Consider the following 17,534-nt stretch of genomic DNA (forward strand, 5'->3'; position numbering starts at 1 on the left):
TACTCGGTTCCACCATGCTGACACTCTCGCCACTGGGGTATATTGCCCTGTCCATCGGCGTCGGGCTGGCGTTCGGCGTCCTGCTGCAGAAAGCACGATTCTGCTTCGTCAGTGCCTTCCGTGACTTCGTCGCGTTTAAAGATACGCGGGTGTTGAAAGGCGTCCTCGCGGGCGTCGTGGTGATGACGCTGTTCTGGAGCCTCCAGGCGACCCTGGGCTATTTCCGCGGGTTCTGGACGCCGCCGTGGGGGCTCGCGTCGCTGTTCGGCGGGTTCGTCTTCGGCGTCGGGATGACGATGGCCGGCGGGTGTGCGTCCGGCACCCTCTATCGGGCCGGCCAGGGCTACGTCCAGTTCTGGATCACCCTGCTGTTCATGGGCATCGGATACGTCCTGTTCGCCTTCGCCTTCCCGACGCTCCGGTCGGTCTACTTCGAACCGCTCCGGTTCGGCGAGGGGGCGACGCTCTACCTGGCGCTGCCCTGGCCGCCCGCGGTCACCGGCGTATTGGTCGCGGCGGCCATCGTCCTGCTGTACGCCTTCGTCCGGGGCCGTGCGCGCCTCCCCGAGGAGCCGCGGGGCGGGACGGACGTCGCCGCCGACACCCGGGCTCAGGCGGCCGCTCCCGGACGCTCGATCACGGCGCTGTCCCTCGGGCTCCGGGAACTCGCCCACGGTACGCGAGACTACGTCGAGGCCGTCCGGTCGGACGATCGCCCCGTTTCGGCCCGTCTGCGCGACTCCTGGGACGCCCGGGCCGCGGGCGTCGGCCTGGCGCTGGTCGCCAGTCTGTGGTTCTGGGTCTACGGTGCCTGGGCCATCACCGGGAGCGAAGCCAAGTGGGCCGGCTGGCTGCTCTCCCGGGCCGGTGTCGACGTCGGGAACGTCGAATACTGGGGCTCCGTCCTCTTTCGTGGCGGCGGCATCTCCGTCACGGTGGACATGCTGATGGTGCTCTCGGTCGTCGTCGGCTCGTTTCTCGCGGCGCGGGCGTCGGGCGACTTCCGGATTCGGTGGCCCAAGCGCGAGCGTCTCGCGAACCCCATCGTCGGCGGCCTGCTCATGGGCGTCGGCTCCCGGCTGGCACCGGGGTGTAACATCGCCAATCTCTTCAGCGGCGTCGCCTTGCTCTCCGTACACTCGATCCTCGCCGGCGCCGGTATCGTCCTCGGGACGTACGTGATGACTCACTGGCTCTACCGGGAGGTGGGCTGTGCGATCTGATCGCCCGGCGTCGCCGGAGCGACGCTATCACTGGATCGTGCCGGAGGCGTCACACCCTTCCTCGTCGGCCGCGGTGGCTACGGTATGAGCGAGTCCCTCGCGTTCGACGAGTCACACATCGGCGAGACGCCCCTGATCGAACTCGCCGTCGACGTCCCCGCAACGGTCTACGCCAAGGTCGAGTGGCTGAACCTCTACGACGCGCCGTACGGCGGCGGGTCGATCAAGTCACGCATCGCCAAGGGGATGCTCGACGGCGCCGAGAAGCGGGGTGACCTCACGCCCGGAACGACGGTCATCGAGCCCACCAGCGGAAACACCGGTAGCGAGGTGGCACGTCTCGCGACCGCCCGCGGCTACGACGTGGAGATCGTCATGCCCGACAACGCCAGCGGGGGGAAGATCGGCGCCGTCGAGGACGCGGGCGCGACGATCCACTTCGTCGACGCCGACCTCGGCTACGACGCCGTCATCGACCGCTGCGAGGAACTCATCGCGGAGGACCCCGACCGGTACTACCGTCCCAACCAGTACGAGAACCCCGACAACCCCGGCACGCACGAGCGGACGACCGCCCCCGAAATTCGATCGCAGACCGACGGCGACGTGACACATTTCGTCGCCGGTGTGGGCACGGGCGGGACGGTCACCGGCACCGGTCGGGGACTGCACGACGCGGGCGACGTGACCGTCGTCGGCTTCGAACCCGCCGAGGTGCTGCACGCCATCGACGGCCTGAAATATCTCCGGACGGGCGACCACTACCACCCCGAGACGTACGACGAGTCGGTGCTGGACGAGAAGGTCTACGTGAACACGAGCGACGCGTACGACCGGGCACGGGAACTCCGCGAGGTCTACGCCGACGCCGAGATTCCGGTGGTCGATACGGGTCAGTACGACGAGTCGACGGTTCGTGAACGGCTCCGCGTGGACGGGCAGTTCGTCGTCGGGACGTCGTCCGGCGCCGGCGTCCAGGCCGTCCACGAACTCCACGAGACGGCGCCGCTGTCCGCGGACGACGTCGTCGTGATGGTGCTCTGTGACCGCGGCGACAAGTACGCCGACATCCCGCTCTGGGAGGCGTATCTGGACGAGGGATGACGACCGTGATCAGACCCGGCCGCCGCTGGCCGCCGGAATGACGCGGATCCGGCTCCCGGAGTCGACCGGGGTGTCGAGCCCGGACACCTCCGACCCGTCAACGTAGACGTTGATGAACTCCTTGATATCGCCGTCCTCGACGACGCTGTCCCGGAGTTCGGGACCGTGTTCGGCCGCGTGATTCTCGAACAGTTCGGCCAAGGTGTCCCCGTCGACCTCCACCGACGACGAACCGCCACCGCCGCTGAGTACCGCAGGCACCTTAATCTCGGGCATGGATCGAGGTTGGACGGTTGGCCGTATAAACGGCACGTCGCCGGCAACCGCGATAGCGGCAGCCGTGCATCTCTCCGTCGGCCTTATCCGCCGGTAGACCGGACGTGGCTGCATGAGCGACCCCGACCTCGACCTCGATCCCACGCAGCTAGATCGCTACTCTCGCCACATCATCATGGACGACGTCGGCCCGGAGGGACAGCGGGACCTACTCGACGCGAGGGTGCTGGTGCTGGGTGCCGGGGGACTCGGCGCGCCGATCATCCAGTATCTCGCCGCGGCGGGCGTCGGCACGCTGGGTATCGCCGACGACGACGAGGTGGAACTGTCGAATCTCCAGCGACAGGTGATCCACGGCGACGACGACGTGGGACGCAAGAAAGTCGAGAGCGCCGCCGAGTTCGTGGCCGACCTCAACCCGGACGTCGACGTCGAGCGACACGACCTCCGGGTAACGGCCGACAACGTCGAGGACCTCATCGACGGCTACGACTTCGTCGTCGACGGCACCGACAACTTCCAGACCCGATACCTCGTCAACGACGCCTGCACTCTCGCCGGCATCCCCTTCTCGCACGGCTCCATCTTCAAGTTCGAAGGACAGGTCACCACCTTCGCGGGCGAGGCCGACTCGCCGTGCTATCGGTGTATGTTCCCCGAGGCGCCGCCGGCGGGGATGGTGCCGAACTGCGCGACGGCGGGCGTCCTCGGTGTCCTCCCGGGGACGGTCGGCTGCATCCAGGCCACGGAGACGGTCAAGGCCCTCATCGGCAAAGGGAATCTCCTCGACGGCCGGATGGTGTTCTACGACGCCCTGGAGATGGAGTTCGACACGGTCGAGATCACGAAAAAGGACGACTGCCCGGTCTGTGGCGACGACCCGGCCATCGACTCCGTCCACGACGTCGAGTACACGGCGTCCTGTGCGATCGACGCGGGGTCGGCGGCGGAGCCGGAGATGTCGGTCGACTGACTGTGTATCGTAAGGAGGCACGTACAGACGCCCCCGTGAATTGCCTACGAACCGATCCGTGAGCCCCCCCAACCGCGCGACCGTCTCCACCATAGAAATGTATCTCAGTTAATCAAAACCACGCAAACGTGTGACGTGGCGGCGTTTCTTATAGTAGTATGACTAACACTTTGTATGGACGCCGCCATGGAGGAAGGCGCATATCAGCAACTACTCGAGGGGGTGGCCGATCACGCGCTGTTCATGCTCGACACGGAGGGGTGTCTCTCCATGTGGCCCGAAACGGCCCAGCAGTTCTACGGCTACGACCCCGGGAACGCAGTCGGTCGCCGACTGGACGTACTCTTCGCCGAGGAACGGGGAGAGCCGCCTTCCGTCGAAGATCTGCTTGCGGAGGCGAAGGACGGACCGGTCGAGATCGACAACTGGCACGAGCGAGCCGACGGGTCGGTGTTCTGGGGAAGTTGCACGCTCTCACCCCTGTCGAACGGGGCGGACGACGGCTACGCGGTCATCGTTCAGGACACGACCACGCGCAAACAGCACGAGCGGATGCTCGAACGCCAGAACGACCGGCTGAAGGAGTTCACGGACATCCTCTCACACGATCTGCGGACGCCGCTGGGGATCATCGACGGCCGTCTGGAGTTGTTCCGAGAGTCGGGCGAGGGCGAACACCTCACCGCTATCGAGGAGACGACCGACCGGATGGAACGACTCGTCGAGGACCTACTCCGTGTCGCCCGACAGGGGCAAGTGGTCGACAATCCCGAACCGACCGATATCGGCAGTCTGCTCGAAATCGCCAGGGAAGGGGCGCTTCCCGCGACCGCCACGCTCCGGTACGACTCGGTTCCGCGGATGATGGCCGACCCCGATCGACTGGTGCAAGTGTTCGAGAACCTCCTGCGGAACAGCGTGGAACACGGCGGTGACAGCGTCACCGTCCGGGTTGGGCCGCTCCGCGACGGCTTCTACGTCGAAGACGACGGCCCCGGCATTCCCGAGGGGGACCGTGAGCGGGTGTTCGATCACGGGCATACGACCCGCGAAGACGGCACGGGGTACGGTCTCTCGGTCGTTCGTTCCATCGTCGGCGCGCACGGCTGGGACGTCTCCGTCGTTGCCGCGGACCACGGTGGCGCCCGGTTCGAGATCACGGGCATCGAGTTCGTCACCGGCGAGTAACAACGGCCCTCGCAGTTCGCGTGACGGTCCGTATTCGCTACGTTTCCGGGGAGGAGAGGATCCAGCAGTCACTGGAGAGGGTCGCCTCGTCGGGGTACGTGAGCAACTCCCGTACCATCCGGTCTCCCGCTACCCGATACCGGACCTTGTGGACGTACGCATCGATCGGCATCGGCGTCGGTGTGCTCCCGTCGGGGCCCCGTCGTCGTCGCCGGCGCCCCCTCGACTTCGAGTAGGAGACGATACCTCTCGCCCAGGGTCTCGCTTTCGATCACCCGCAGGTTCGCAATCCCGCCATACTCGGACCGCGTCGCCACGGCGTAGACGCGTTCGAACTCGGTGACGTACGAGCGGATGCTCTCCGCCGTCAACTCGGTTGGGCGTGCAGGCAGTCCGTCGACGTCGGGAAGCGGCTGGCAGGCGTCCGGAAACGGGACGGGTGTGCGCGTCGGCGTTCCACCTCCGTCCGTCGACGTCGATGGCGCCCGTGTCGGGGTCGCACTCGGCGCCGACCGCGTCGGTGTCCCCCCATCGTCGGCTGTGGAGTCGCTGCCAAGACACCCCGCAACGCCGATCATCCCGAGCGAGGCCGCTGCCATGGCGAGGAGGTCACGACGATACATACTCGGTGATGGTAGCAGTAATCAAAGTCTTTTGTGGAGACTCACACCGCCGGTTCAGTTTGTGACCGAAGGAGCCGCGTCGGGAGACTGGGGCCGATCCGCCGAATGCGCGCTCTGCATCTCGGGAGCCGCTACCGAGTGCGCGGTTCGACGGGCCGACGATTCGAACGAGTCATTCCACAAGCGCGACCGTCTCCCGCTCGAACCGCTCGCCGGTCCACCGCCACGATCCCAGATAGGGATAGCCGTCGAACGCACAGATGGCGTAGGAGTATCCCGGCCACGTCGCTCGGGCGGCGTCCGTCTCGCTCGGTTCGACCGGCCCGGCGGGGTGACTGTGATAGAAGCCGACGACCTCGAGGCCGGCGTCCTCGACTCGCTCGGTGATCTCGAACTGCTCTTCCGGGTCCATCGCGTACCGGACCTGGGGCCTGTCGGCGACGTTTTCGGCCCGGTGTATCTCGCGAACGACGCTCTGGGTCTCGCCGTACTCGCCGGCGAGGACGCCACAGATCTCCTCGTCGCCGCCATCGTAGCCCTGGTAGACGATATCGTCGTAGGCATCACGCGACAGGCGGAGCACGGACCCGTTCCCGTCAGTCGTCACGTTCGAGGTCGTACTCCCAGGCGTCGTAGCCGCCCTGCATGCTACGGACCGAGCCGGCGTCCTCGACACCCTCGTAGCTCCCGATGAGACGTGCGGCCTGGATCGACGACTGGCCGATTGGACAGGCGACGACGACCTCCTCTTCCCACTCGATCTCGTCGATCCGGCTCGGGAGTTCGCCCATCGGCACGTTGAGCGCGCCGGGAATGTGTCCGGTGGCGAAGTCGTCGGGATCGCGGATGTCGATGATCTGCGGTCCGTCCCCGGACTCCAGTCGCTCGTGGATCTCCTCGGGGGTGACTTCCTCGACCATGGTTATCGCTTCCGGAGGAAGATTTGGTAGCGACCGTCCCCGCTCTTCCAGACGTTGGCCTCCGCGAGGTCTTCGACGGCCTTGGGGACGTTCTCCGTGCTCGGGACGTGATCGGTCTCCTGTACCAAGAGATCGCCCGCTTCCAGGCTCTGGATCGCCTTTTTGGCCTCGACCTGCGGATACGGACAGACCTCACCCGTCATGTCCTGTACCTCGTCGGCTCGATCGTAGAGATCCTGTGCCGTCTCGTCGTCGAGTTCGTCCGGGAGGTCGACGACGTCCTCCCAGTTGGCGTCTGCCATGCTCCGAAGGAGGGGTTCTGCGGGCATACCCGTTACGAACCTCGCAGACCTCTCCCCTATCTCCGACGCTCCCGGCCCAAACCCTCTCGGGCGACCCCGGCGGGAGGCTTCTGGCGCGGCACACGACGCGTCCCCAGGCCGGAAGACATCTCCGTGTCGATGCCGACAAACGCGTATGCAAGCGTCGAACCAGGAGTGGTACTTCGTCGAGCGGCCGGCGGGGGAGCCGACACTAGATTGCTTCGAACTCCGAGACGGTGACGTGCCGACGCCACGCCACGGGGAACTTCTCGTCCGCGTCCGCTATCTTTCGGTCGATCCGTACATGCGGGGGCGGATGCGTGATTCGGCGTCCTACGCCGAGCCGTGGGCAGTCGGGGACGTCCTTCGGGGGGGAGTCGTCGGCGAAGTCGTCACGAGCGAGAGTCCACAGTACGAGGCCGGCGACCTGGTCACCGGCCGAGCGACGTGGTCCGAGTACGCGCTCCTCGACGCGGACGACGCCGTGCCCGTCGATCCGGCGGTCGCCGACCTCCCGGCGTATCTCGGCGTGCTCGGGATGCCGGGACGGACGGCGTATTTCGGATTGCTCGACGTCGCCGAGCCGCGTCCCGGTGACACGGTCGTCGTCTCGGGGGCGGCCGGCGCCGTCGGCTCGACCGTCGGCCAGATCGCGAAACTGAACGGCTGTCGTGTCGTCGGGTTCGCCGGCACGGACGAGAAGACCGCGTGGCTCACCGACGACCTCGGCTTCGACGCCGCGATCAACTACCGGACGACCGACGCGTATCGCTCCGCACTCGACGACGTTGCACCGGACGGCGTCGACGTCTACTTCGATAACGTCGGGGGACCGATCACCGACGCGGTGTTCACGAGGCTGAACGTGGACGCCCGCGTCGCCGTCTGCGGACAGATCGCCCACTACAACGCCGAGGAGACCCCGACGGGACCGCGCAAACTCCCCCTCCTCATCGCGCCACGAGCGAGAGTGGAGGGACTTCTCGTCACCGATCACGCACCTCGATTCGACGACGCTCGCGAGCAACTGGAGACGTGGGTGGCCAACGGCGATATCGACCACCGCGAGACGATCGTCGAAGGGTTGGAGAACGCCCCGGACGCGTTTCTCGGACTCTTTTCGGGGGATAACGTCGGAAAACAGGTCGTCGAAGTCTCCGAGTAGTTCGATCGCAGGGGAAAGACGCGTACGGAATCCGACGGCGGTCCCGCGTCACCCTCCCGTCGCCGTGGTCGTCCCGCATCGTGTGTCCGAACCGTTCGGGTCCGTACCGGCCCCGATCGACGGCCGTCGACGCACAGATGGGTTGAGGGCCCGGCCGAGGCACAACGGCACGTCGCGACCGTCGGGCGCCGTCTCCGCTTCCCGTACCGAAACGCATAGCCCGATCAGGGTCCGAGAACCGGGAGAATGTCGTGGTTCGTTCTGTTCGTTGCGGGCCTGTTCGAGGTCGCCTGGGCGATCGGTCTGGAGTACTCCGACGGGCTATCGAAGCCGATCCCGACGGGGGGGACGATCCTCGCGCTCGTCATCAGCATGGTGTTGCTCGCGAAAGCGATCCGGGATCTGCCGATCGGCACCGCCTACGCCGTCTGGACGGGTATCGGCGCCGTGGGCACCGCGACGCTGGGGATCGTCCTGTTCGACGAACCCGCGACGGGCGCTCGCCTCCTTTTTATCTCCGTGATCGTCTTCGGCATCGTCGGTCTCCATCTCGTCTCCGGCGGGCACTGACGGGCCCGTGCCGACCCCGACCCGCCGGCGGTACACGACGGGCGTACGCACCGGTGAATCGTCGCCGTCCGTCCGAGGTCGCGTCCCGGCGTCGCCGGATCGACGCGGAGGCGAACACGAGCGGATTCGACGGCGGTTGATCCGACGAGATTGATATGACAGATACTTTTTATTCTGACGATACAACATTAGATATACATTTCGAGCGTGCCGTTCCGGACGGTACGCAGTCGACGCGACGTTCCGGATGGGCTCCCGTGACGACGGTGGGTCGCAGACGGGGGACCTCGCTTCCGTCGACCGGGCATCGCCGGGCGACAAGAACGGCTCTCCGATCCGAGCCGTTTCCTCGTCGATTCGTGGCCTCTGACGGTCAGTCTCGACCGGGGGTGGTACGCCGCCACTACCGCTCGTCGACGGGTTGAACCCCGTGGTTCCGTCGATCGAACCGTACCTCGACGCGGCGACGGTGACGGCCGCACGTCGGCGTCCCGTCCCGACCGCCCGCGATGGCTGGAAATGGCACAAATACCAATATAAATATTATTATTTGAAATTGGTAGAAATCTCGAAAGACGGTCACCGATGTCGCCGCCGGATCGGATCTCTCTCCGACTCGACGGTCCCGGTCCGGGGGAGTCGCTATTTGACCGTTTCGGGCCTACCCATATGTGTAGATTTATTCCATGGAGGAACGAACGGAACCGCATGGCCTCAGATTTCCCCCAGCGGACGGGGCTGTACGTCGACGGCGAGTGGATCGAATCGACCGATGAAACGATAACGGTCACCGACCCCCGGGCGCCGGACGAAGTGGTCGCGGAGTTCGCGGCCGGCACCCGCGAGGACGCAGGACTGGCGGTAGACGCCGCCGTGGCGGCACAGGACGAGTGGGCGTCGCTGACGAGCCACGAGCGCGGTGCCTACCTGCACGATGCGGCCGACGCGCTGGAGAGCCGCTTCGACGAACTGGCGGAACTGATGGTTCGGGAGATGGGCAAGTGTCTCGGCGCCGCCGAGGGCGAGACCCAGCGAGCTATCGACCTCCTGAACTACTACGCCGAAGTGGCCCGGGATTACGGCGGCGACGCGCCGCCGAGCGCGAGCGACGCTACCAGCATCCGCACCCGTCGGGAGCCGCTGGGTACGGCCGCGCTGATCACGCCGTGGAACTACCCCATCGCCATCCCCGCGTGGAAGATGGGCCCGGCGCTGGTGGCGGGCAACACCGTCGTCCTCAAGCCTGCCTCCCTGACTCCCGCCATCGGTGCCGAGTTGGTCCGGGCGTTCGACGAGGCCGGCATCCCGGACGGCGTCGTCAACTTCGTCCCCGGGTCGGGGAGCACCGTCGGCGACGAGTTCGTCACCAGCGAGGGAACCGACGTCGTCTCCTTCACCGGCAGCTACGCGGTGGGAAAGCACGTCCAGCGCGACGCGGCCGAGATGGGCAAGCGCGTCCAGTGTGAGATGGGCGGCAAGAACCCGCTCGTCGTCGACGCCTCCGCGGACCTCGACCGCGCGGTCGATCTGACCATCGCCGGCGGCGTGTCGGGGCTCGCGGGGCAGGCCTGTACCGCGACGAGCCGCGTCGTCGTCTTCGAGGAAGTCGCCGAGGAGTTCACCGAGCGGCTGGTGTCGGCCGTCGAGGACCTGACCATCGGCGACCCGCTCGACCCCGAGACGGACGTCGGGCCGAAGGCCTCCGGGTCGAACCTGGAGAAGGACCTCGAATACGTCGAGATCGGGGATTCGGAGGGCGCGACGCTCCTGACGGGCGGCGAACGCCTCGACCGCGAGGGACATTACGTCTCACCGGCGATCTTCGGCGACGTGGATCCGGACATGCGCCTCGCCCAGGAGGAAGTGTTCGGCCCGGTCATCTCGGTCATCTCGGTCGAGGACTTCGACGAGGCCGTCGACGTGGCCAACGACGTCGAGTACGGCCTCTCAGCCGGCATCTGCACGAACCGGCTCGACCACGCCGAGGCGTTCATCGACCGCGCCGAGACAGGCGTCGTGAAGGTCAACCAGACCACGGGCGGCGTCGAGATGCAGATGCCCTTCGGCGGGCGCAAACACTCCAGTTCCGAGACCTACAAGGAGCAGGGCCGACAGGCCATCGACTTCTACAGCCACGAGAAAGCGGTCTACGTGACTCGATAGCGAGGGCCACGACCGTCCCTCGACGGACGACTGGGCTTCCGGTCGGCCCGTTTCCCCCACGCTCTTGAGGGGGCCGGTCCATGAGGCGTATATGTCCGGCGTACTCGATCACGTCATGTTGCGCGTTGCGGATCTGGAGGCGGCCATCGACTGGTACGGAACCCACCTCGACTACGAGGAGAAGGACCGCTGGGCGGCCGACGAGTTCACCATCGTCTACCTCGGGCCCGAGGGGATGGGTGAAGACGCGGCGATGCTCGAGTTGACTTACAATCACGACGGCCGGTCCTACGAGATGGGCGACGCGTGGGGACACATCGCGGTGCGCGTCGAGGACGTCGACGACGCCTACGAGGAGTTGATGGACGGGGGAGTCGAAGACTACCGCGACCCCGACTCCTGTGGCGGGGACTACGCGTTCGTGAAAGACCCCGACGGCCACGAGGTCGAACTCGTCGAGCGCGACCAGGGAGCCCGGTGGAGCCTCGATCATACCATGATCCGCGTCGAGGACGCCGACGCGGCGCTTGGCTGGTTCGTCCGGAAACTGGGTTACGAACCGGCGGGCCGGTGGGAGGCGGGCACGTTCGCCAACTACTACGTGCGCCCCCAGGGCGCCGGCGAGGAGGCGATGGCCGTCGAACTCACGTACAACTACGACGGACGGAGTTACGAGATGGGCGACGCGTGGGGTCACCTCGCCGTTCGGGCCGACGACCTCCACGAGTACTGGGATCGGCTCGTGGAACGCGAGGCCGAGGAGTATCGCGACCCGTCGTCGTGTGACGATCGGTACGCGTTCACCACGGATCCCGACGGCCACGAAATCGAGATCGTGACGCGTGATCCCGAGTCGGAGTCGCTGTTCTCGGCGTAGGAACGCGTCCGCGGGCCGGGCGACCGTGTGTTTGTCGTCACGCACGCGCACGTAGGGCGACGCCGATCGCCGGCTCGACGGTGCCGTGCGATCGAAAACCGGGGGATTCGGCTCGGTGAGGTGCTGAATTTAAGTGGGTGAACGAAATAGAGCCGATACCGCCAATGTACAAGATCCTGGTTCCGGTCGGTAAGAACGATGACCAAGCGCGCAAGCAGGCCTCGTACGTCGCCTCACTCCCCTGTGCCGCCGAAGAGATCGCCGTGACGCTCGTCCACGCACTGACTGGCTCCGAGAAGGACGTGGACGTGACCATGCAACAGCCGGACCGCGTCAAGTCGGTTCGGGCTGCGAGGGAGGTCTTGGAAGAGGCGGACGTGGACGTCGAAACGCAGGGGCTGACCTCTCCGCCGGCGGAGGGCATCGTCACGCTCGCCGAGGACGGCGGTTTCGACGAGATCGTCCTTGCCGGCCGCAAGCGGAGCCCGGCGAAGAAGGCGATCCTCGGGAGCGTCACCCAGTCCGTCGTGCTGAACGCCACCCAGCCAGTGACGGTCGTCGATCGGGCGTAACTCCCGGGGGTTTCGGACGGCGTTGTCCTCGATCTGCTCCGGTTTCTCGGAATCGGAATAGAATAATATTTAATGACCAGCGAATATGCTATCCCGTATGGTACAGGCAGACCTCTTGGTACAGATCGTCATATTCGGGATACTGACTGGTGGGGTGTACGCTCTCATCGCGATGGGCCTCTCCCTCATCTTCGGCGTAATGGACGTGGTCAACTTCGCACACGGGGCGTACCTCATGCTCGCCATGTACTCCTCGTACTTCGCGTGGAGCATCCTCGGGATCGATCCGTTCCTGTCGATTCTGCTGGTCGCCCCGACCTTCTTCGTGTTCGGCGTGATCAGCGAACGGTTGGTCATCCACCCGATCATCGACGAACCGGACTTCGCACAGATCTTCGCGACGGTCGGGCTGATCTGGGTGTTCGAGAACACTGCCCACTACTTTTGGGGGGCCGACCCCCGGGGTATCAGCTCCGGCTACGGTGGGGTCACCGTGCTTGGCGTTACCGTCCAGGAGGTGCGCGTCTACGGGTTCGTGATCGCGGTGCTCGCGGCGGTGGGGATGTACTTCCTGCTGGAGAAGACCAAGATCGGCCTCGCGATCCGGGCGACCGCTCAGGACAAGGACGCGGCGAAGCTGATGGGGATGAGCAGCGAGAAGGTGTACATGATCACCTTCGGGCTGGGGATCGGTCTCGTCGGCATTGCGGGGCCGGTCGTCGCGACCATCTTCTCGACCACGCCCACGGTGGGCGCGAACTACGTCCTCTTGGCGTTCGTCGTCGTCGTCCTCGGTGGTCTGGGGAACGTCTTCGGCGTCCTGTGGGCGGGGATCCTCATCGGGATCGTCGACGCCATGGTCGCCTTCTACTACGAACCGACGCTGAGTGCCCCGGTGTACTACGTCATCTTCATCGCGGTGCTCGTCTTCAGGGCGATGGGATACATCGGTGAAGACGGATCGATCATCACGCGAATCAAGAGCGCTGCCACGGGCAGCGGGGAGGCCTAATATGAGCACGCAAGTCGATGACTCGACAGGACTGGTGTCTCGGATCGTCCGAACAGTCGGTACGCCGAAGGTGTATCTTTCCCTCGTCGTTCTCCTCCTCTCGCTGGCCATCCCGGTCACCTTCAGTTCGTACATCTCACACATCTTCATCCTCGTGTTCATCACGGGCATCGGGGCCGTCGCGTGGAACATCATCGGCGGCTTCGGCGGTCAGTTCTCGCTGGGGAACGCCGTCTTCTACGGCCTCGGTGCGTACTCGACGGCGATCCTCGTCACCGACTACGGCACCGGCGTCATCGTCGCCACGGCGGTCGGTGTCTTCCTGTCGGTGCTCGCCGCCGTCATCATCGGCTTCCCGACGTTCAAACTCTCGGGACACTACTTCGCGCTGGCGACCATCGCCGTCGTCGAGGGGCTGTTCTACCTCGCTCGCTTCTTCGGCGACCTCACCGGTGGATCACAGGGGTTCACGTTCATCGCGCCCCCATGGCTGTCGTCGCTGATGCTCGACAAGGTGGCGGCGTTCTACATCTTCCTCTCGTTTTTCGTCCTCGCGATCCTCATCTCGGTGTGGGTGCGGTACTCGAGGCTCGGCTACTACCTGCTGGCGATCCGTGAGGACCAGGACGCCGCGTCGGCGCTCGGAGTCAACACGACCCGATACAAGATCTACGGGTTCGTGCTCTCGGCCGCCATGACGGCGTTCGCGGGGAGCATGCACGCCGCGTACACCACCTTCCTCTCTCCCGGCGCCGCGTTCTCGCTCGACCTGTCGATCCTCTATGCCCTCATCGCGTTGGTCGGTGGGCTGGGGACCATCGCCGGCCCGATCGTCGGGACGCTGTTCATGGTTCCGATCCAGCAGTACGTCACCACCGTGCTCGGCGGCAACCTCGGATCGCTGGCCTACGTCGGCTACGGGCTGTTGCTGATCCTGGTCATCATCTACGCCCCGGAGGGAATCGTGAACCGACTGTCCGCCGTCGGCGGCTGGATCACCGACGTCTTCCCGGAAGTGAGTCCTGATGCTGAAGACTGAACACATCACGAAACGGTTCGGAAGCGTAGTGGCGGTAGACGACGTCAGCATGGAGGTCTCCGACGGAGAGATCGTCGGGCTCATCGGTCCGAACGGGGCCGGGAAGACGACGCTGTTCAACGTCGTCACCGGCTTTCACACTCCGAACGACGGGACGGTGACGTACAACGGCGAGGAGATCAACGGACTCCCGCCCCACCAGATCAGCAAGAAGGGCATCGCGAGAACGTTCCAGGTTCCGAAGCCGCTCAACCAGCTGAGCGTCGTCGAGAACGTCATCGTCGGTGCCTTCGGCGACGGCCGGAGCCGGGACGAAGCGCTGGAGAAGGCCTACGAGACGCTCGAACGGGTGAATTTCCAGGGCGATTACTCGATGACCGCAGACAGCCTGAACGTCGCACAGCTCAAGCGCCTCGAGATCGCGAAGGCGGTCGCGACCGATCCCGACCTCCTGATGCTCGACGAGGCCGTCGCCGGCCTCAATCCCGACGAGCGGCGCGGGCTGGTCGAGACCATCGAGAAACTGAACGATCAGGGAATAACCATCTTCATGGTCGAACACGTCATGGACGTGGTGATGCGGCTCTCGGATCGGGTCATCGTTCTCAACGAGGGGAGCGTCCTCGCCGAGGGAACGCCGGAAGAGATACAGAACGACGAAGAAGTCATCAACGTCTACCTGGGAACGTAAACAATGAACGACGAACCACTCCTGGCGGTCGACGACATCGAGGTGTTCTACGGAGAGACGCAGGCCCTCTTCGGGGTCTCGCTCGACGTGTACGAAGGCGAACTCGTGACGATGGTGGGCGGAAACGGGGCGGGCAAGACCACCACCCTGCGAACGATCTCGGGGCTGCTCTCGCCCCGGTCCGGTACCATCACCTTCGACGGAACGGTCATCTCCGATAAGCCATCGGACGAAATCGTGAAGATGGGGATCGCACAGTCCCCGGAGGGACGGATGCTGTTCCCGGAACTGTCCGTCGAGGAGAACCTCCGGGCCGGCGCCTACCACCGGAGCGACGAGAGCGAGATCGAGGCGGACTTAGAGGAAGTGTTCGAGTACTTCCCGCAGCTCCCCGACCTCCTCGATCACGACGCCAACGACCTGAGCGGCGGTCAACAGCAGATGCTGACGATCGGCCGGGCGTTGATGTCCGATCCCGATCTGTTGTTGCTCGACGAACCGTCGCTGGGGCTCGCGCCGCAGTTGGTTCAGACCATCGGTGGCATCGTCGAGGACCTCCGTGATGCCGGACAGACCATCCTCCTCGTCGAGCAGAACGCCGAACTGGCGCTCGACATCGCCGACCGGGGATACGTGCTGCAGACCGGCGAAGTCGTCGCCTCCGGGGCGACCGACGAACTTCGGGAGACCGACGCCGTTCGCTCCGCGTACCTGGGACAGTAACACCGACCGTCGCGGTCTCCAGAGACTACCGCAAGCACAACCGTTTTCGCCCTGTCCCCGAATTGGTACCCATGGCAGAGGTTAGATACCTGAGCAGCGAGGACGTAGCAGAGCTAGCAACGACCGAAGAGTACGTCGAGGCCGTTCGCGGCGCCTACGCCGAGCGGGGCCGGGGCGCGGACGCCCAACCGCGGACGAAACTGGGTCGCGACGACGTCGGCGGCATGATGACTGGCTATCTCGCGGTGCTCCCCGAGAAGGGATACATGGGCGGATACATGTACGCGGCCGGCTTCGGTGGCAACGACGCGTGGTTCGTCACTCCGGTCTTCGACGCTGCGGAGGGTGACCTACTCGCAATCATCGACGGCGCGAGCATGAACCCCTACAAGACGGGGTCGACGGGCGCCGTCGCGACGGACGTCCTCGCCAGGGACGACGCGACGGAACTGGCCATCATCGGGGCCGGTTCACAGGCACGCGGCCAACTCATCACGACCGCGACGGTTCGCGACTTCGAGGAGGTACGGGTGTTCTCGCCGACGGAGGAGAGCCGCGAGTCCTTTGCCGCCGACTTCGACGAGCAACTGGACGCCACCGTCGAGGCGGTCCCGAGCACCACGGCTGCGGTGACGGACGCGGACGTGATCATCACGGCGACGACGGCCTCCGAGCCGGTTCTGGCGGACGAGGACGTCGAACCCGGCACACACGTGACGGCGATGGGGCAGTACGATCCCGAGAAGCGCGAACTGGAGGCGGAGACGGTGGCGCGGGCGACGTACGTCCCCGACCTACGGGAGCGAGCGTTCCAGGACGCCGGCTCGTTCCTTCAGGCGCTCGAATCGGGGGCCATCGACGACGACCACATCCACGCGGAACTGGGCGAGGTCGTCGCCGGCGAGGCGCCGGGACGCACCTCGGACGAGGAGATCACCGTCTTCGACAGCGGCGGTACCGGTGTCGAGACCATCGGCGCGGCCAGCATGCTCCTCGAGAACGCCCGGGACGCGGACGTCGGGACGTTCATCGACGTCTTCCCGGCCAGCGAAGCGATGATCGGTAACTAGGCGCGCCGTCCAGTCGCCCGGTTTTAAGTGGACCCCTCGCGCAGGTGCGACCATGAGTGAGCGAGTCGTCCTCATCACCGGCGGAACGGGGTTCATCGGAGCGTATACGGCGGCTGAAGTCGTCGAACGCGGCGACGCAGCCGTCGCCTTCGATATCGACACCGACACCACGATTTTGCGGAAGCTCGGCGTTGCGGACGACGTCGAGGTGATCGAGGGGGACATCACGGACCCGACCAGCGTCTTCGACGCGGTCAAGAGGTCCGGTGCGTCACACGTCATCCATCTCGCGTCGCTCCTGACGAACCTCTCGAACGAGTACCCCCGACGTGCGATCGACGTGAACGTCAAGGGAACGAACACGGTGTTCGAGGCGGCGCGGACGTTCGACGACCAGATCGAGCGCGTCGCCTGGGCGTCGAGTTCGGCGGTTTATGCGCCCGAGGACCGATACGAGGATCCCGAGGTGGACGAAGACGACCTCGTCTACCCCGAGACGCTGTACGGGGCGGCCAAGGAGTACAACGAACATCAGGCGGAGATCTACCGGGACAACTACGACCTCTCCATCGTCGGGGTCCGACCGACGCTGGTCTACGGCCCGTACCGCGAGTCGGGGAGCGCCTCCGCGTACGCGCAGGTCATCGAGGGGCCGGCACGGGGCGAGGCGGTGACCGTCGGTCCGAAGGACCACGTCTTCGACTGGCAGTACGCCCCGGACGCCGCCCAGGCGTTCTACCGGGCGGCGACCGTTCCGGAGGCCGATCTCTCGCGGACGGTCTACAACGCGTGTGGCGAGCGGGCGACGCTGGCGGAGGTCGCCGACGTGGTCCGCGAGTACGTACCGGACGCCGATATCACGCTAGCGGAGGGCGAGTCGGCCCCGTGGAACCACCACATGGTGATGGACGCCGCCCGGTCCGACCTCGACTACGAACCGGCGTACGACCTCGAGTCGGGCGTCCGGGCGTACGTCGACGTCGTCAGGGCGGAAGCCGGCCTCGAACCACTGTAACGAGGTA

Annotated in this window: 20 protein-coding genes; 15 read left to right on the plus strand and 5 right to left on the minus strand. The window is 65.7% G+C overall.

Translation table 11 applies throughout. The features are described 5' to 3' along the window. Nucleotides 1–17: 17 nt before the first annotated feature. On the plus strand, nt 18–1,223 hold the full coding sequence (locus NBT82_RS12565) for a YeeE/YedE family protein (RefSeq protein WP_345780690.1): 1,206 nt from the start codon (nt 18–20) through the stop codon (nt 1,221–1,223). Nucleotides 1,224–1,307: 84 nt separating this feature from the next. Beyond that, on the plus strand, nt 1,308–2,327 hold the full coding sequence (locus tag NBT82_RS12570; protein WP_251328461.1) for a PLP-dependent cysteine synthase family protein: 1,020 nt from the start codon (nt 1,308–1,310) through the stop codon (nt 2,325–2,327). Between the two features lie 9 nt (nt 2,328–2,336). Here NBT82_RS12570 and NBT82_RS12575 read toward each other — a convergent pair whose 3' ends face one another. Further along, nucleotides 2,337–2,603 (minus strand): MoaD/ThiS family protein, encoded by a 267-nt coding sequence (locus tag NBT82_RS12575; RefSeq protein WP_251328462.1) that lies wholly within the window; start codon nt 2,601–2,603, stop codon nt 2,337–2,339. 112 nt (nt 2,604–2,715) lie between these two features. Between NBT82_RS12575 and ubaA the strand changes: the two genes are divergently transcribed. After that, nucleotides 2,716–3,576, plus strand: coding sequence for an SAMP-activating enzyme E1 (gene ubaA / locus NBT82_RS12580; protein WP_251328463.1), 861 nt, complete (start codon nt 2,716–2,718; stop codon nt 3,574–3,576). Nucleotides 3,577–3,750: 174 nt separating this feature from the next. Then, nucleotides 3,751–4,764: a two-component system sensor histidine kinase NtrB gene (locus NBT82_RS12585; RefSeq protein WP_251328464.1), complete on the plus strand. Its 1,014-nt coding sequence runs from the start codon at nt 3,751–3,753 to the stop codon at nt 4,762–4,764. A gap of 37 nt (nt 4,765–4,801) precedes the next feature. Here the strand turns inward: NBT82_RS12585 and NBT82_RS20045 are convergent, their stop codons facing one another. The 4 genes from NBT82_RS20045 to NBT82_RS12600 all read right to left on the minus strand — a co-directional run bounded on the left by NBT82_RS20045 (nt 4,802) and on the right by NBT82_RS12600 (nt 6,609). Beyond that, nucleotides 4,802–4,936, minus strand: coding sequence for a hypothetical protein (locus NBT82_RS20045; protein WP_256476572.1), 135 nt, complete (start codon nt 4,934–4,936; stop codon nt 4,802–4,804). 623 nt (nt 4,937–5,559) lie between these two features. After that, nucleotides 5,560–5,970, minus strand: coding sequence for a desampylase (locus tag NBT82_RS12590; protein WP_251331286.1), 411 nt, complete (start codon nt 5,968–5,970; stop codon nt 5,560–5,562). A gap of 13 nt (nt 5,971–5,983) precedes the next feature. Continuing rightward, a complete protein-coding gene (locus NBT82_RS12595; RefSeq protein ID WP_251328465.1) occupies nt 5,984–6,307 on the minus strand; it encodes a rhodanese-like domain-containing protein in 324 nt (107 codons plus the stop codon). 2 nt (nt 6,308–6,309) lie between these two features. Continuing rightward, nucleotides 6,310–6,609, minus strand: a complete 300-nt coding sequence (locus NBT82_RS12600; protein WP_251328466.1) for a sulfurtransferase TusA family protein — start codon at nt 6,607–6,609, stop codon at nt 6,310–6,312. Between the two features lie 175 nt (nt 6,610–6,784). Between NBT82_RS12600 and NBT82_RS12605 the strand changes: the two genes are divergently transcribed. From NBT82_RS12605 to NBT82_RS12655, 11 genes are all read left to right on the plus strand, one after another. Next, the gene (locus NBT82_RS12605) at nt 6,785–7,795 is read left to right on the plus strand and encodes an NADP-dependent oxidoreductase (RefSeq protein ID WP_251328467.1); all 1,011 of its coding nucleotides are present in this window, start codon (nt 6,785–6,787) and stop codon (nt 7,793–7,795) included. A gap of 246 nt (nt 7,796–8,041) precedes the next feature. Further along, complete coding sequence (gene sugE / locus NBT82_RS12610) at nt 8,042–8,365, plus strand: quaternary ammonium compound efflux SMR transporter SugE (RefSeq protein ID WP_251328468.1); 324 nt, start codon at nt 8,042–8,044, stop codon at nt 8,363–8,365. Between the two features lie 708 nt (nt 8,366–9,073). Continuing rightward, on the plus strand, nt 9,074–10,528 hold the full coding sequence (locus NBT82_RS12615) for an aldehyde dehydrogenase family protein (RefSeq protein WP_251328469.1): 1,455 nt from the start codon (nt 9,074–9,076) through the stop codon (nt 10,526–10,528). Between the two features lie 91 nt (nt 10,529–10,619). After that, on the plus strand, nt 10,620–11,405 hold the full coding sequence (locus NBT82_RS12620; RefSeq protein ID WP_251328470.1) for a VOC family protein: 786 nt from the start codon (nt 10,620–10,622) through the stop codon (nt 11,403–11,405). A 164-nt stretch (nt 11,406–11,569) separates the two neighbouring features. Further along, nucleotides 11,570–11,977 carry a universal stress protein gene (locus NBT82_RS12625; RefSeq protein WP_251328471.1) on the plus strand — a complete coding sequence of 136 codons (408 nt, stop codon included), beginning with the start codon at nt 11,570–11,572 and terminating at the stop codon, nt 11,975–11,977. 97 nt (nt 11,978–12,074) lie between these two features. Next, complete coding sequence (locus tag NBT82_RS12630; protein WP_251328472.1) at nt 12,075–12,989, plus strand: branched-chain amino acid ABC transporter permease; 915 nt, start codon at nt 12,075–12,077, stop codon at nt 12,987–12,989. A gap of 1 nt (nt 12,990) precedes the next feature. After that, a complete protein-coding gene (locus NBT82_RS12635) occupies nt 12,991–14,028 on the plus strand; it encodes a branched-chain amino acid ABC transporter permease (RefSeq protein ID WP_251328473.1) in 1,038 nt (345 codons plus the stop codon). A 28-nt stretch (nt 14,029–14,056) separates the two neighbouring features. Continuing rightward, entirely contained in the window at nt 14,057–14,719 is a 663-nt protein-coding gene (locus tag NBT82_RS12640) for an ABC transporter ATP-binding protein (RefSeq protein ID WP_251328474.1), read from the plus strand. A gap of 3 nt (nt 14,720–14,722) precedes the next feature. After that, a complete protein-coding gene (locus NBT82_RS12645) occupies nt 14,723–15,442 on the plus strand; it encodes an ABC transporter ATP-binding protein (RefSeq protein WP_251328475.1) in 720 nt (239 codons plus the stop codon). 71 nt (nt 15,443–15,513) lie between these two features. Then, nucleotides 15,514–16,512: an ornithine cyclodeaminase family protein gene (locus tag NBT82_RS12650; RefSeq protein WP_251328476.1), complete on the plus strand. Its 999-nt coding sequence runs from the start codon at nt 15,514–15,516 to the stop codon at nt 16,510–16,512. A gap of 52 nt (nt 16,513–16,564) precedes the next feature. Beyond that, entirely contained in the window at nt 16,565–17,527 is a 963-nt protein-coding gene (locus NBT82_RS12655) for an NAD-dependent epimerase/dehydratase family protein (protein WP_251328477.1), read from the plus strand. The last annotated feature ends 7 nt before the right edge of the window (nt 17,528–17,534 follow it).

Source organism: Haloplanus sp. HW8-1, from assembly GCF_023703795.1.
In the GTDB taxonomy this organism is placed as follows: Archaea; Halobacteriota; Halobacteria; order Halobacteriales; family Haloferacaceae; genus Haloplanus; species Haloplanus pelagicus.